Raw genomic sequence first — 14,266 nt, 5'->3', positions numbered from 1 at the left:
CTTCTGCTCGCGCGGACGTCGCGGTGTTCGGGGCTTCTGCTCGCGCGGACGTCGTGGTGTTCGGGGCTTCTGCTCGCGCGGACGTCGTGGTGTTCGGGGCTTCTGCTCGCGCGGACGTCGTGGTGTTCCGGGCTTCTGCTCGCGCGGACGTCGTGGTGTTCCGGGCTTCTGCCCGCGCGGACGTCGTGGTGTTCCGGGCTTCTGCCCGCGCGGACCTCGTGATGTTCCGGGCTTCCGCCCGCGCGGACCTCGCGGCGCAGAGGTCACCAACCGCGTACCTGATCGGCTAGCTGTCGCGCTGCAGGGTGAGCCCCGGCCCGCCGCGGGTCAGGTTGCGGTCGTCGCCAACCAGGATGTCGATCACCGGGGGCCGCCTTGAGGTAAACGGCAGGGTGGAGCGAGGTTTCGGCGCTCATCCCAACCGCCTACGCGGACGGCCGTTGTCACCCAGGATTCAGGACCGGACCGCGTCAGCTCTTGGGTGGTGGCCGGACCTCGTCTGACTGGCGACGTGTTCCGGCGCACAACTGAACGGCGGCTGGTCCAAGCCCGGGTGCCGTGCGCAGCGTCGATCCCGATCGTCGTCGACCCGGCTGCGGCGACCACGAAACTGCCCCGGCCCACCGGGCGACCGGGCTCCGAGGCCGCAGGCCAGCGTCCAGGTGTGCCGGTCGGCGCTGCGAGACCGCCGAAGTGCTCGCGGGCGTCGCCGACGCAGGTGGGGACATCCGTTAGGGCCGACCGGGCCCTTTCGGTCGCCACGCTCGGCCGTCCAAAACGCCGGTGACGGCGCCGGTCGGGCGGTGGGTGGTTTGTCCTGTTGGGTCACGTTCGGTTGGGGCCGGTGGGGTAGGGTTGGGCCAGGTGGGCTGGCCCCGGTCGAGGATCCCCAGTTTGGGGAGCCGGACGGGTATGCCGTACGCTTGCCTGTGGCGCACTCCCGTGCGCCGCGTTCACGTGTGCCCGCCGATCGTGCTTCTTGCACGCAGGCGCCGCGGGGAACGTCGAACGGCCACCGCCACGCTACGACAGGAGTCCGCGTCCCATGTACGCGATCGTCAAGACCGGCGGCAAGCAGTACAAGGTCGCCGAGGGTGACGTGATCGAGGTCGAGAAGCTCGTCGGCGAGCCCGGCGACGCGGTAAAGCTCGCCGCGGTGCTCCTCGTTGACGGTGACGACCTGGTGACCGACGCGGCGCAGCTTGCCAAGGTCTCGGTGTCCGGCGAGATCGCCGCGCACACCAAGGGCCCCAAGATCCGGATCCACAAGTTCAAGAACAAGACCGGCTACCACAAGCGCCAGGGTCACCGCCAGAAGCTGACCCAGGTCAAGGTCACCGGCATTTCCAGCGGGAAGTAGGGCGTAGGCGATGGCTCACAAAAAGGGTGCGTCCAGCTCGCGCAACGGTCGCGACTCCGCGGCTCAGCGCCTGGGCGTCAAGCGGTTCGGTGGCCAGGTGGTCAGCGCCGGCGAGATCCTGATCCGTCAGCGCGGCACCAAGTTCCACCCCGGCGACCTGGTCGGCCGCGGCGGCGACGACACGCTGTTCGCCCTGGCCGCGGGCGCGGTCCAGTTCGGCACCAAGCGCGGTCGCAAGACCGTCAGCATCGTGCCGAGCGAGCACTGAGGCGGGGGCAACCCCACACCAGCATCAGCCGAAGCGGGCCGTGGACCAGGTGTCCCGGCCCGCTTCGCGTTGCTTGGCGACGCGGCACAATTGATAACCGCGGACCTGGTGTCTGGCGGGAGCGACGGTCGTGCCCATGGCGGACCCGAGCACATGATTTCGATGGGAAATGAGGAGACGTGGCTACGTTCGTTGACCGGGTCGTCCTGCATCTGCGGGCCGGCGACGGTGGGCACGGCTGCGTGTCGATCCATCGGGAGAAGTTCAAGCCGCTCGGCGGCCCCGACGGCGGCAACGGTGGGCACGGCGGCAGCGTCTCGTTCACCGTCGACCCGCAGGTGCACACGCTGCTCGACTTCCACTTCCGCCCGCACGTGAAGGCGCCGAACGGCGTCGGCGGGGCCGGCTCCAACCGGGACGGCGCCACCGGCGACGACCTCGTGCTGCGCGTGCCCGACGGCACCGTCGTGCTGACGCCCGACGGCGAGGTGTTGGCCGACCTGGTCGGCGCCGGCACGACCGTCGAGGTCGCCCGCGGCGGGCGGGGCGGGCGCGGCAACGCCTCGCTGGCCAACTCGCGCCGCAAGGCCCCCGGGTTCGCCGAGCTGGGCGAGCCGGGGGAGCGGCTCGACGTCGTACTCGAGCTCAAGAGCGTCGCCGATGTCGGGCTGGTCGGGTTCCCGTCCGCCGGCAAGTCGTCGCTGATCTCGGTGTTGTCCGCGGCCAAGCCGAAGATCGCCGACTATCCGTTCACGACGCTCGTGCCGAACCTCGGCGTGGTGCGGGCGGACGACCACACGTTCACGATCGCCGACGTGCCGGGGCTGATCCCGGGCGCGGCCTCCGGCAAGGGGCTCGGCCTCGAGTTCCTCCGGCACATCGAGCGCACCGCCGTGCTGGTGCACGTGGTCGACGCGGCCACGCTGGAGCCCGGCCGCGACCCCGTCTCGGACATCGACGCGATCGAGGCGGAGCTGAGCGCGTACGGCGGGCTCGAGGACCGGCCCCGCCTCGTCGCGATCAACAAGATCGACGTGCCCGACGGGCGGGACCTCGCCGAGATCGTGCGGCCGGACCTCGAGGAGCGCGGCTACCGCGTGTACGAGGTCAGCGCCGCCACCCGCGAGGGCCTGCGCGAGCTGACCTACGCGATCGGTGAGCTGGTCGCCGAGAAGCGCGCCAGTGCCCCCGAGGGCGAGCCGACCCGGATCATCCTGCGCCCGCGCGCGGTCGACGACGCCGGCTTCACCGTCGAGGAGGCGCCGGACGGCGCGTTCGTGGTGCGTGGCGCGCAGCCCGAGCGCTGGGTCCGCCAGACCAACTTCGACAACGACGAGGCGGTCGGCTTCCTCGCGGACCGGCTCAACCGCCTCGGCGTCGAGGACCAGCTCGCGAAGGCCGGCGCCGTGCAGGGCAGCCTGGTGCGGATCGGCGACCGCGAGTTCGACTGGGAGCCGACCCTCGGCGCGGGCGTCGACCCGACCGCCGGTCTGCGCGGCACCGACCCGCGGATCACCGAGCGCCCGACCCGGGCACGGGCCTCCGAGCGGCTCGCGGCCCGCAAGGCCCGCCGCCAGCCGACGCCGGACCTGCCCGAGTACGGCACCGACTTCGACGACGAGTCGTAAGAGCCCCGGAAAGCACGGCCCGAAGCGGCGGCCGGCCGCGAGTCGTGACGGCCCGCGATGGAGCCGCACGGCCCGAAGCCACGGTCGGCCACGAGTCGCGACGGAGCCGCACGGTCCGGATCCGCGGGCCGGCCGCGAGTCGTAACAGGGCCGAAACGGCGTCCCGCTACGGTCGGCCGGTGAAGGTCGAACAACGGCTGGGCGACGAGCCTGACCTGGTCGCGCTGGTCACCGCCCAGCAGGCGGAACTCCGCGCCGCGGAGCGGGACAGCGAAGCGATCGACGGCTCCTTCCCGTTGCACGACGACATCCGTTATCTCGTCGTCGTGGTTGACGACGAGGTCGTCGCCTGCGGTGCGCTGCAGGCGATCGACGAGCAGGCGGTCGAGATCAAGCGGATGTACGTGCGCCCCGAACGGCGCGGCGACGGCTACGGCCGGACCATGCTCGCCGTGCTCGAGGAGCGCGCGGCCGCCGACGGCTTCGCGATTGCCCGGCTGGAGACCGGCAGCTACCTGCCCGCCGCCCTCGGCCTCTATCGCAACGCCGGCTACCGCCCGATCCCGACCTACGGCGAGTACGTCACCAACCCCTTCAGCCGCTGCTTCGAGAAGGCGCTCAAGGCACCGGCACCGGCCTGACGAACCGCCTCAGACCTCCGCCGGCGCCTCGGCTAGTCGCTGGTCGGCCGGCGGCGTCGGCCCCGCCGGCCGCGACCGCACGAACAGGCAGCTCACCGCCGCCACAGCCAGCACGATCAGCGGCAGCAGCAGCGTCGCCTTCATCGCGTTGGTGAAGCCCTCGTGGAACGTCCGGGTGGCGATGTCGGTCAGCGCCTGCCGGTACTGCTCCGGCACCCCCGCCGGCAACGCCGCACCCGACTGCCCGGACCCGACGTGCAGGCTCCCGCCGGTCGCGCCGGCCACCGCGTCGACGAACGGCTGCCGCACCTCCGGCGGCAGGTCGGCCGCGTTGGACCGGGCGGCCGCGGTCAGCTTCGCGGTGAGCTGGGCCTGCAGCAGCGCACCCACCGCGGCCGAGCCGACCACGCCGCCCAGCTGCCGGGTGGTGTTGATCAGGCCGGACGCGGCACCCGCCTGCCGCGGCGGCACGCCGCGCATCGCGATCGTCTGCAGTGGAGCGAACACGCAGCCGAGCCCGGCGCCCGCGATCAGCAGGCCCGGCAGCAGCCCCCACTGCCCGGTGCCGACCTCGGCCAGGCCGACCACCGTCGCCATGCCCGCGCACCACAGCGCCAGCCCGAACGTCAGCACCCACTTGCCGGCCGCGCGGTCGGCCGCCCGCCCGGCGAACGGCGCGATCACCATCGACACCAGCGACAGCGGCGCGACCGCGAAACCGGCCTGCAGCGCGCTCAGCCCCAGCACCGACTGCAGGTAGATGATCAGGGGCAGGAACAGGCCGAGCATGCCGAACGTGATCGCCGCGCTGACCCAGCTCATCACCGCGAAGTTGCGGTCCTTGAAGATGGTGAACGGCACCAGCGGCTCACCGCCGCGCGTGACGTACTGATGGACCAGGAAGACCGTCAGCACCAGCACGCCCGCGCCGATCACCTCGACGATCGTGATCGGGCCCCAGACCGCGCCCCAGTCGTGGGACTCGCCCTCGATCAGGCCGTAGACCAGCAGGAACAGGCCGACGGTGGCGAGCGCCGTGCCGGCCCAGTCGAGCCGGTGGCGGCGGTTGAGCCGTAGGTCCGGCATCGCCACCAGGGCCAGGATCACGGTCAGCACGCCGACCGGCACGTTGACGAAGAAGATCCATTCCCAGCCGAAGTCGGTGACCAGGTAGCCGCCCAACGTCGGGCCCGCGACCGTGGCGAGCCCGGCCACCGAGCCCCACACACCGAACGCGACGCCGCGCTTGTCGGGCGGGAAGATCACCGTGATCGTGGCCAGCGTCTGCGGCGTGAGCAGCGCGCCACCGATGCCCTGCACAACCCGGAACACGATCAGCTGGCCGGGCGTGCTGGCCAGGCCGCATGCGGCGGACGCCACCGTGAACACGACCAGGCCGATCACGAACAGCCGCTTGGGGCCGAACAGGTCGCCCAGCCGGCCGGCGGTGATCAGCAGGACGGCGTAGACCAGCACGTACGCGTTGATGATCCATAGGATCTGGTCCAGGGACGCGTCGAGGCTCGTGCTCATGTCCGGGATCGCGATGTTCACGATCGTCGTGTCGAGCAGGATCATGAAAAAGCCCAGGCAGAGCGTCGTCAGGACGAGCCACGGGTTGCCCGCGGGCCGCTCCTGCGCGGGCGCGCCGGTCGGTGTGGCCATGATGGACCCCCTCGAGGAGTGAGTGCGTCGCTAGGTCTAGCACGTGCCTCCGACAAAGTGGAGTCAGGTCAGGACCCCGATCGCCCGCTTGGCCCGGAAGACCGTGTCCGCGGTACGCGCCCGCGCCTGCTCAGCACCCTCGGCCAGCAACCGGCGCACGTAACCGGGATCGCGGGCCAACGTCCCGTACGCCGCCTGCACCGGCCGGAGCAGCCCCAGCACCGCCTCGGCCGTCGCGCGCCTGAGCTCTCCGTATCCCCGCAGACCGGTGGCAACCGTGGCCGGTGACCCGCCGACGCACGCCGCCAGGATCTCCAGCAGGTTGCTGACGCCGGGCCGCAGCGCCGGGTCGTACCCGATGGTCGTCTCGGAGTCCGTCACCGCCCGGTTTATCTTGTGGACGACCAGCGACGGCGGGTCGAGCAGACCGATCGCGCCCGAGGCCGACGACGTCGTCTTGCCCATCTTGACCGTGGGGTTGGCCAGGTCGTTCACCCGTGCCCCGACCGGCGGCGTGACCACGTCGGGCACGACGAACGTGGCTCCGTAGCGCTGGTTGAACCGCGTCGCGATCTCGCGGGTCAGCGCGACGTGCTCCCGCTGGTCGGCGCCGGCCGGCACCTCCGTCGCGTCGTGCAGCAGGATCCCGGCGGCCTGCAGGACGGGCGCCTCGGCGTACACCGTCGTGCGGTGCAGGAGGTAGTGCAGCTCCGCGTGATCGGGCACCTGGGACTGCACGTAGAACAGCGTCCGATCGGGGTCGAGCCCGGCCGCGAGCAGCACGGTGGCCTGGCGCAACGTGGTTTCGCGCAGGCTGCGCGACCGGTGCGCGACGGTCAGCGCGTGCAGGTCGGCGAGGAAGAGGACCGAGTCGCTCGTGTACTGGTCGCGGACCATCGGCTGGATCGCGCCGAGCAGGTTGCCCAGATGCAGCTCACCGCTGGGTTTCAGGCCGGTGAGGCGGCGGACGGTGGTGGTCATGGCTGCCTCCGTGTAGTGAGAGGAGCCGCGCGGGGCGGGTGGACACGAAAAACGACCACCCGGACTCGGGCGGCCGTTGACGTGGGCACGCGGATGCGGGGCCGCCCTTAGGGCGACCACCAGCCGAGGAAGCTCAGCGTCCGCATCCGCACGACATTAGCAGCCGGGGTGTACGTCGCGCGCGCCGTCACTGGCCCCCTCCGCTGGCCCCTCCCAGGGAGCCGGCCGGCGGCCAGACTCATGTCGCGAGCGGGTGCGCGGGGCGCCCGGCGGGGGAGGCGGCGATGCGGGTCCAACACTTCCTACTGGTCGTCGACCGGGCGCCCGGTCTCATCGAACGCCGCCGGCTGGGCGGGTTGTCCGCGCCGCCACGGCTGTCGACCGGCATCGACGGCACGCACCGGCTGGCCTTCGACCGTCCGGGTTCCGCGCTCGCCGATGCCATCGCGACCGCGATCGACCACGTGGAGACCAGGACGGAGCTTCATGTCGTACGCGTGGCCGACCGCGACTGGCTCACCCTGGCCGAGATCGCCGCGCGGATCGGCCGCTCGCGCGAGATCGTGCGACTGTGGGCGGTCGGCCGCCGCGGCCCGGGCGGCTTCCCGGCACCGCTCGAGCCGGACCGCGACACGAGCTACTACAGCTGGGCGCAGGTGTCACCGTGGCTGCGCGAGCGGATGGGCTACGACCTGCCCGACGACGAGCCGATCCTGGCCGCCACCAACCTGGCACTGCAGCTGCGCGCGCTGGTCCCACGCATCCAGCACATCCAGCTCATCCGCGATCTGCTGGCCGCGGCATGACCGGCTCAGGCGAGGTCGAACTCGCCGTCCCGGGCGCCGGCCACGAACGCGTCCCACTCGGCCTGGGTGAAGACCAGCACCGGGCCCTGCGGCTCGGCGGAGTTGCGCAGGCCGATCAGGTCGTCGACGAACGCGACCTCGACCGCGCCGAGCTCCGCCGGTGCGTCGCCGACCCGCTGCCATTCGGCCCGCGTCAGGTCGAAGTCTCCCTTGGGGTGGTGTCCCATCGCGCTGCTCCTCGAATGCTCTGGCCGCGGGGGCGGACAGTCAGGCTATACCGCATCGGAGTCGGGTCGCCCTGCCCGAACGAGTTCGTGCACGATAGGCGGATGCGCAGCCTGACCCAACTAGAGGCGGCCGATCGGGCTGCCGCGATCACCGTCGAGTCGTACACCATCGATCTCGACGTCACGACCGATGACTTCTTCCGGTCGACCACGACTGTCCGGTTCAGCGCGACCAACCCTGGGTCCGCCACCTTCGTCGAGCTCAAACCCGTCCGACTGCACGCGGTCACGCTCAACGGCACGGCGCTCGATCCGGCCGCGCTCGACGGCAACCGCTTGGCCCTCACCGACCTGCGCGCCGACAACGAGCTCAGCGTCGAGGCCGACATGGCCTACTCCAACACGTCCGAGGGGCTGCACCGGTTCGTCGACCCGGCCGACGGCGGCGTCTACCTGCACGCGACGTCCTTCCTCGACGAGGCGCAGCGCATCTTCGCCTGCTTCGACCAGCCCGACCTGAAGGCGCCGGTGACGATGCGGGTCACCGCACCGACCGGCTGGCGGGTCGCCGCCAACGCCGCGGTGGCGACCTCGGTGCCCGCGGGCACGACGACGAGGTGGGAGTTCGCCGCCACCAAGCCGCTGGCGACCTACTTCGTCTCGGTGATCGCCGGTCCCTACCACGTGGTCGAGTCCACTCACGACGGCATCCCGATGGCGATCTACTGCAAGGCTTCGGTGGCGGAGCACCTCGACAAGGACGCCAGCGAGATCTTCGAGATCACCCGGCAGTGCCTCGACAAGTTCCACGAGCTGTTCGGCTTCCGCTACCCGTTCGGCAAATACGACCAGGCGTTCGTGCCGGAGTTCAACGCGGGCGCGATGGAGAACCCGGGCCTGGTGGTGATCCGCGACGACTACGTCTTCCGGTCGGCGGTCACCGACTCCGAGCGCGAGCTGCGCGCCACCACGATCGCCCACGAGATGGCGCACATGTGGTTCGGCGACCTCGTCACGATGCGGTGGTGGGACGACCTGTGGCTCAACGAGTCGTTCGCCGAGTTCATGGGCACCCGCGTGACGGCGGAGGCGACCCGCTTCCGCGACGCGTGGACCACGTTCGGGATGCGGCGCAAGGCATGGGGGTACGAGACGGACCAGCGGCCCTCCACCCACCCCGTGGCGCCGACGAGCGTGCCGGACTCCGCCGACGCGTTGGTCAACTTCGACGGCATCTCGTACGCGAAGGGTGCCTCGGCCCTGCGCCAGCTCGTGGCGTGGGTCGGCGACGAGGCGTTCCTGGCCGGCATCCGCGCGCACTTCCAGACGCACGCGTTCGGCAACGCCACGCTCGCCGACCTGCTGGGCGCGCTGTCCGCGGCCAGCGGGCGCGACCTGTCGGTGTGGGCGGCGCGGTGGCTGCGCGAGGCCGGCGTCAACACCCTGCGCGTCTCCGTGGACGACGGCGTCGCCGTGCTCCAGTCAGGCGCGGTGCTGCGGCCCCACCGGGTCGCTTTCGGGCTCTACGACCGCGCCGCCGACGGTGCGGCGGTGCTGCGCCGCCGGGTCGAGGTCGACGTCGACGGCGCCCGCACCGAGGTGCCCGCGCTGCGCGACGAGCCGGCCGCCGACCTGCTGCTGCTCAACGACGGCGACCTGACGTTCGCCAAGGTCCGCCTCGACGAGACCTCGGCGGCGGCGGTGCCCACCGTCCTGCCGACGCTGCGCGATCCGCTGAGCCGGGCCGTGGTCTGGACTTCCATGATCGACGCGGTACGCGACGCGGAGCGCCCGGTCGGCGACCTGGTCGACCTGCTCGTCGCCGCCCTGCCGGCGGAGAGCGAGGTGATCGTCGTCGCCGACGCGCTGGCGCAGACCCGCGGCCTGATCGACCGCTACCTCGAGCCCGCGGCCCGGTCGGCGGCCCTGGCGCAGGTGGCGTCGGTGTGCGACGGGCTGGTCGGCACGCCGAACGCGGGCGCTTCGCGCCGCCTGGCGGCGATGCGGGCCCTGGTCGACGCCAGCGTCGACGCGCCGCGGCTGCTCGGCTGGCTCTCCGGCGTCGGCGTGCCTGACGGCATCGAGGTCGACGAGGAGCTGCGCTGGCGGGTCATCCACCGGCTGGCGGTGCTGGGCGCGGTCGACAGCGACCGGATCGCCGCCGAGCTGGCGTCCGACCGCAGCGCCGCGGGTGCGGAGTGGGCGGCCCGGGCCGAGGCGGCACGGCCCGACCCGGCGGCGAAGGCGGCGGCCTGGGAGGCGATCGTCAACGACGACTCGCTGTCCAACCGCCTGCTGGAGGCGAAGGGGCGGGGGCTGTTCCAGCCGGAGCAGACGGAGCTGACCGCTCCGTACGTCGAGCGGTTCTTCCTGGAGATGCCGGCTGCGGCGCGGCGGCGCACGCCCTTCGCCGCCGAGCGCCTCGCGGACCTGGCGTTTCCCCGCTACCACGTCTCGCCGCACACCCGATCGCTGGCCGCGGCCATGCTCGCGACCGACGACCTGCCGCCCGTGCTCCGCCGCGTTGTGATCGACAACGATGATGACCTTCGTCTCGCACTGGCTGCCCGGGCGAGGTGACAGGCTTACGATCCGGTGATGAGCGGTGACGACGATCTCGGTGTGCGCCGGGTCGGGATCATGGGCGGCACGTTCGACCCGATCCACCACGGCCACCTCGTCGCGGCCAGCGAGGTCGCCGACAACTACGCGCTGGACGAGGTCGTCTTCGTCCCGACCGGGCAGCCGTGGCAGAAGGACGCGCGCGAGGTCTCCCCGGCGGAGGACCGCTACCTGATGACGGTGATCGCGACCGCGTCGAACCCGCGCTTCCACGTGAGCCGGGTCGACATCGACCGCGACGGCCCCACGTACACCGTTGACACCTTGCGCGACATCCGTGCCATGTACGGCCCCAAGACGCAGCTGTTCTTCATCACGGGTGCCGACGCGCTGGCGCGGATCCTGTCGTGGAAGGACACCGACCAGATGTTCGAATTGGCGCATTTCGTCGCGGTCACCCGCCCGGGTTTCCACCTGAGCGACGAGCACCTGCCGGCGGACGCGGTCTCGATGATCCAGGTCCCGGCGATGGCGATCTCCTCGACGGACTGCCGCACACGCGTCGCCGCCGGCAAACCCGTCTGGTACCTGGTGCCCGACGGCGTCGTCCAGTACATCGCGAAACGTCACCTGTACCGTCCGTGAACTCGCGTCCGCTGGTCAGCGGTTGTGTTGCGGCATGTGAGAGGCTTGGAGGGTAATGCCGTCGACCAGAGGAGCACGGTGACCGCTTCCGACCGCACGCGCGAGCTGGCGCTCGCCGCCGCGCAGGCCGCAGCCGACAAGAAGGCGCAAGACATCGTCATCATCGACGTCGCCGACCAACTGGTGATCACTGATGCCTTCCTGATCGCCTCCGCGCCCAACGAGCGGCAGGTCCTCGCGATCGTCGATGCGATCGAGGAGCGACTGGTCAACCTGCCCGAGAAGGCCAAGCCCGTCCGCCGCGAGGGGGAGCGGGCCGGTCGTTGGGTGCTGCTCGACTACGTCGACCTGGTGGTGCACGTCCAGCACACGGAGGAGCGCGAGTTCTACGCGCTGGACCGCCTGTGGAAGGACTGCCCGATCATCCCGTTCGTCGACCGCGACCTGGTGCCGGCCGCCCCCGCCGCCGCCCCGGGCAGCGAGGCGAACCCGGCCGAATGACCAGGCTGCTGGTCTGGCGGCACGGCAACACCGACTACAACGCAGGCGGCCGTGTCCAGGGCCAGACGGACGCGCCCCTGAACGCCCGGGGCCGCGACCAGGCGGCAGAGGCCGCCGCGCTGCTCGCCGCCCTGCACCCGGACGTACTCGTCAGCAGCGACCTGTCCCGCGCCCACGACACGGCGTCGGCGCTGGCGTCGCTGACCGGCCTGTCGGTGACGGTGGACCCGCGGCTGCGGGAACGCCACTTCGGCGTCTGGCAGGGCGAGCTCCTGACGGACATCGAGACCCGCCACCCCACGGAGTACGCCCGCTGGCGCGCCGGCGACCCGTCACCCGGCTGCGGCATCGAAAGCCTGGACGACCTGGCCAAGCGCATGCTCGACGCGCTGCAGGACGCCGCGGCCCTGGCCCCCGGCGGCACGGTGGTCGTGACCACCCACGGCGGCGCGGCCCGGCAGGGTTGCGGCGCGCTGCTGGGCTGGCCGAACGAGGCGACGCGGACGCTGGGCTCACTCCACAACTGCCACTGGACGGAGCTACGCGACCGCTCCCGCCGCGTTGGCGGCACGGGCTGGCAGCTGATGGCCCACAACGTCGGCGTTCTCAGCCACAGCTGACGGTTGTCCGCGGCGGCGGTTTCGCCGGTCGGCGGCTCCTGCGCGCGATCCCGTCTGGCGTCTGGCCGGCCGCGTGCCGCGACGTGGTCGTATCGCTGGGTTCCGGTCCGCCGCACGCGGCGACGACCTGTCGTGTCGCGCGCGGTCCGGTCTGCCGCCTGCGGTCACGACGTGGTCGTGTCGCCCGGGTCCCGGTCTGGTGCCTGCGGTCACGACGCGGTCGTGGCGCGCGCGGTCCGGTCCGCTGCCTGCGTCACGACCAGGTCGTGTCGCCCGCGGTCCGGTCCGCCAGCTCCGGCGGCCACGACCTGGGTCGTGGTCGCCCGCCCGGTGCCGCAGTCCGGCCTGGCCGCCTGCGCGACGACTGCGGAGCTCGGGGCACAGTCGTGCCCTGGGCGTGCGCCGCAAGTTCCGCGATCGCTGACGTCAGCCTTCGCGGTCCGTCCCGGCCGTGGTCAGTCGCGGGTGGCCGTTGGCTTGCTTGCCGTGGGGTCCGGGCCGTCCTGGGTGGTTGAGCTTTGTCGCATTCGTTATCGGCTCATGACCGACCTTCTTTCTGGCATCGTCCGCAGCGGTGGCTGATCTCGGCTACCGTGCCGGCATGTCCGTAGCGGTCGTCACCGACTCCACCGCCTACCTGCCACCATCCGCGCGGGAGGGGCTGACGGTGGTGCCGCTGACCGTCGTGATCAATGGCGTCGAGGGCTCGGAAGGCGTCGACGTCACCCCGGCCGAGGTGGCGCGCGCCCTCGGCGGTCGCCGTGTCTCGGTCACCACCTCCCGTCCGTCGCCGGCCGCGTTCGCGGCCGTGTACCAGCGGTTGCTCGACCACGGCGCCTCCGGCGTCGTCTCCGTGCATCTGTCCGCCCAGCTTTCGGGCACGGTCGAGGCGGCTCGGCTGGCCGCCGCCGAGATCGGCCCGGCGGTCAAGGTCGTCGACGCGAAGTCGACGGGCATGGGTCTCGGCTTCCCTGCCCTGGCCGCCAGCGCGGCCGCGGCGAAGGGAAGCGATGCCGACGCCATCTGCCGCGCCGCAGTCGAGGCCGCGGACCGCACCTCCACCCTCTTCTACGTCGACACCCTGGAGTTCCTCCGCCGCGGTGGCCGGATCAACGCGGCGTCGGCCCTCCTGGGCACGGCCCTGTCGGTGAAGCCGATCCTCAACGTCGTCGACGGAGCGATCGTCGTCCGCGACAAAGTCCGCACCGCCAGCCGCGGCCTCGCGCGGCTGGTCGACCTCGCGGTGGACGCCGCCGCCGACGCGGACGTCGACGTGGCCGTGCACCACCTCGACGGCGCCGAGCGCGCCGAGCACCTCGCGTCGACACTCAAGGAACGCTTCGGTGAGCGCCTGCGGGACTGCTACGTGACCGAGATCGGCGCCGCTGTGGCCGCGCACGTCGGCCCGGGCCTGGCCTCCGTCGTCGTACATCGCCGTCCATAGCGTTCATCACTCCTTTCGTGCGCTCGTTCGAGGACACAGTGTGGGCCGGTCCAATCAAGATTGTTTTGGTTATCCACAGGCGAGAGTTATCCACAGGCCCCGATTGATGGCACACGTCGGGTGAGCGCTCGGGCCTAGCGTCGCCCACGTGTCCGATGACGAGACCCTCGTACGCCAACGGCTCGCGCGGTTGACTGCCGAGCCGAACCCGACCGACCCCTATACGGCGCTGACCCGCCCGCTGCGGTCACCGTTCGAGGGGATGGACCACCCGGCGACGTTCGCGACCACGTTCCCGCCTGCCGAGCCCGCACCACCCGCCGCCGACATCCCCGCCGACACCTTCGGTCCGGAGCCCGCCACCGAGCCGCGGCGCCTGCTCGGCGGCGCCGGCCCGTTCGATCCCGGCCGGCGCGGCGTCAAGGCCCTCGCGGCGGTCGCCGCTGTCGTGGTGCTGGCCGCGGCGTTCTTCGCCTACCGCGCCCGACCGAAGGTCGAGCCGGTCGCGCCCGTCTCCCCGGCGGCCGAGGTCGCTGCCCCGGCGACGAGTGGCCCCGCCGAGATCCTGGTGTCGGTCGCGGGCAAGGTCAGGAAACCAGGTCTGGTACGCCTACCGGCCGGTGCCAGAGTGGCCGACGCGGTCGAAGCCGCCGGCGGCGCTCTGCCCGACACAGATCTGGCATCCATCAACCTTGCCCGCCGCCTCACCGACGGCGAAATGGTGTTGGTGGGCATCACTCCGCCACCGGGCGTGCCCGCCTCCGCGGCGCCGGGCGGCCCAGAGGCCGGCGCCGGCGGCAAGGTCAACCTCAACACCGCGACTCTGGCCGAGCTCGACTCCCTGCCCGGCGTCGGCCCGGTCCTGGCACAACGGATCCTTGAACTCACGGTAGCGGGCCAACCTGAGACCGCATGCCC

Annotated in this window: 15 protein-coding genes; 12 read left to right on the top strand and 3 right to left on the bottom strand. The window is 71.9% G+C overall.

From position 1 onward, the window contains the following. The 5 genes from AB0H87_RS20560 to AB0H87_RS20540 all read left to right on the top strand — a co-directional run. Nucleotides 1-290: hypothetical protein (locus tag AB0H87_RS20560; protein ID WP_360147667.1), on the top strand; the 290-nt coding region annotated here is incomplete at its 5' end. Nucleotides 291-1,045: 755 nt separating this feature from the next. Beyond that, nucleotides 1,046-1,360, top strand: coding sequence for a 50S ribosomal protein L21 (gene rplU, locus AB0H87_RS20555; RefSeq protein ID WP_360147664.1), 315 nt, complete (start codon nucleotides 1,046-1,048; stop codon nucleotides 1,358-1,360). 10 nt (nucleotides 1,361-1,370) lie between these two features. After that, nucleotides 1,371-1,628, top strand: a complete 258-nt coding sequence (rpmA, locus tag AB0H87_RS20550; RefSeq protein WP_203701817.1) for a 50S ribosomal protein L27 — start codon at nucleotides 1,371-1,373, stop codon at nucleotides 1,626-1,628. Nucleotides 1,629-1,807: 179 nt separating this feature from the next. Then, nucleotides 1,808-3,256 carry a GTPase ObgE gene (gene obgE / locus AB0H87_RS20545; protein WP_360147661.1) on the top strand — a complete coding sequence of 483 codons (1,449 nt, stop codon included), beginning with the start codon at nucleotides 1,808-1,810 and terminating at the stop codon, nucleotides 3,254-3,256. 179 nt (nucleotides 3,257-3,435) lie between these two features. Then, a complete protein-coding gene (locus AB0H87_RS20540) occupies nucleotides 3,436-3,897 on the top strand; it encodes a GNAT family N-acetyltransferase (protein WP_360147658.1) in 462 nt (153 codons plus the stop codon). Between the two features lie 9 nt (nucleotides 3,898-3,906). On the opposite strand, the gene AB0H87_RS20535 is transcribed toward AB0H87_RS20540, so the two are convergent. Together AB0H87_RS20535 and AB0H87_RS20530 are read right to left on the bottom strand one after the other, a co-directional pair. Continuing rightward, a complete protein-coding gene (locus AB0H87_RS20535) occupies nucleotides 3,907-5,562 on the bottom strand; it encodes a DHA2 family efflux MFS transporter permease subunit (protein ID WP_360147655.1) in 1,656 nt (551 codons plus the stop codon). A 63-nt stretch (nucleotides 5,563-5,625) separates the two neighbouring features. Continuing rightward, entirely contained in the window at nucleotides 5,626-6,543 is a 918-nt protein-coding gene (locus tag AB0H87_RS20530; protein ID WP_360147652.1) for a tryptophan--tRNA ligase, read from the bottom strand. A 284-nt stretch (nucleotides 6,544-6,827) separates the two neighbouring features. On the opposite strand from AB0H87_RS20530, the gene AB0H87_RS20525 reads away from it, so the two are divergent. Then, on the top strand, nucleotides 6,828-7,349 hold the full coding sequence (locus tag AB0H87_RS20525) for a hypothetical protein (RefSeq protein ID WP_360147649.1): 522 nt from the start codon (nucleotides 6,828-6,830) through the stop codon (nucleotides 7,347-7,349). Nucleotides 7,350-7,354: 5 nt separating this feature from the next. Here the strand turns inward: AB0H87_RS20525 and AB0H87_RS20520 are convergent, their stop codons facing one another. Next, a complete protein-coding gene (locus AB0H87_RS20520; RefSeq protein ID WP_360147646.1) occupies nucleotides 7,355-7,576 on the bottom strand; it encodes a DUF397 domain-containing protein in 222 nt (73 codons plus the stop codon). A gap of 102 nt (nucleotides 7,577-7,678) precedes the next feature. Here AB0H87_RS20520 and pepN point away from each other — a divergent pair, with 102 nt between their 5' ends. From pepN to AB0H87_RS20490, 6 genes are all read left to right on the top strand, one after another. Then, nucleotides 7,679-10,156: an aminopeptidase N gene (pepN, locus tag AB0H87_RS20515; protein ID WP_360147643.1), complete on the top strand. Its 2,478-nt coding sequence runs from the start codon at nucleotides 7,679-7,681 to the stop codon at nucleotides 10,154-10,156. 18 nt (nucleotides 10,157-10,174) lie between these two features. Then, nucleotides 10,175-10,783, top strand: coding sequence for a nicotinate-nucleotide adenylyltransferase (gene nadD / locus AB0H87_RS20510; RefSeq protein ID WP_360147640.1), 609 nt, complete (start codon nucleotides 10,175-10,177; stop codon nucleotides 10,781-10,783). Nucleotides 10,784-10,861: 78 nt separating this feature from the next. Further along, nucleotides 10,862-11,284 carry a ribosome silencing factor gene (rsfS, locus tag AB0H87_RS20505; RefSeq protein WP_360147637.1) on the top strand — a complete coding sequence of 141 codons (423 nt, stop codon included), beginning with the start codon at nucleotides 10,862-10,864 and terminating at the stop codon, nucleotides 11,282-11,284. After that, the gene (locus AB0H87_RS20500) at nucleotides 11,281-11,904 is read left to right on the top strand and encodes a histidine phosphatase family protein (RefSeq protein ID WP_360147634.1); all 624 of its coding nucleotides are present in this window, start codon (nucleotides 11,281-11,283) and stop codon (nucleotides 11,902-11,904) included. The genes rsfS and AB0H87_RS20500 overlap by 4 nt, the downstream gene beginning before the upstream one ends. 601 nt (nucleotides 11,905-12,505) lie before the next feature. Further along, the gene (locus AB0H87_RS20495) at nucleotides 12,506-13,348 is read left to right on the top strand and encodes a DegV family protein (RefSeq protein ID WP_360147631.1); all 843 of its coding nucleotides are present in this window, start codon (nucleotides 12,506-12,508) and stop codon (nucleotides 13,346-13,348) included. A gap of 148 nt (nucleotides 13,349-13,496) precedes the next feature. After that, nucleotides 13,497-14,266, top strand: a 770-nt coding sequence (locus AB0H87_RS20490; RefSeq protein ID WP_360147628.1) for an SLBB domain-containing protein, incomplete at its 3' end; no start/stop codon positions are given.

The sequence above is a fragment of the Asanoa sp. NPDC050611 genome (assembly GCF_040654855.1).
In the GTDB taxonomy this organism is placed as follows: domain Bacteria; phylum Actinomycetota; class Actinomycetes; order Mycobacteriales; family Micromonosporaceae; genus Asanoa.
This window is presented reverse-complemented; position numbering and strand designations above follow the sequence as displayed.

Coding starts and splice junctions, on each gene's coding strand:
- AB0H87_RS20520 (WP_360147646.1), bottom strand. CDS start 7,576: ATGGGACACCACCCCAAGGGAGACTTCGACCTGACGCGGGCCGAATGG.
- nadD (WP_360147640.1), top strand. CDS start 10,175: ATGAGCGGTGACGACGATCTCGGTGTGCGCCGGGTCGGGATCATGGGC.
- AB0H87_RS20525 (WP_360147649.1), top strand. CDS start 6,828: ATGCGGGTCCAACACTTCCTACTGGTCGTCGACCGGGCGCCCGGTCTC.
- rpmA (WP_203701817.1), top strand. CDS start 1,371: ATGGCTCACAAAAAGGGTGCGTCCAGCTCGCGCAACGGTCGCGACTCC.
- AB0H87_RS20495 (WP_360147631.1), top strand. CDS start 12,506: ATGTCCGTAGCGGTCGTCACCGACTCCACCGCCTACCTGCCACCATCC.
- AB0H87_RS20535 (WP_360147655.1), bottom strand. CDS start 5,562: ATGGCCACACCGACCGGCGCGCCCGCGCAGGAGCGGCCCGCGGGCAAC.
- pepN (WP_360147643.1), top strand. CDS start 7,679: ATGCGCAGCCTGACCCAACTAGAGGCGGCCGATCGGGCTGCCGCGATC.
- rplU (WP_360147664.1), top strand. CDS start 1,046: ATGTACGCGATCGTCAAGACCGGCGGCAAGCAGTACAAGGTCGCCGAG.
- AB0H87_RS20530 (WP_360147652.1), bottom strand. CDS start 6,543: ATGACCACCACCGTCCGCCGCCTCACCGGCCTGAAACCCAGCGGTGAG.
- AB0H87_RS20500 (WP_360147634.1), top strand. CDS start 11,281: ATGACCAGGCTGCTGGTCTGGCGGCACGGCAACACCGACTACAACGCA.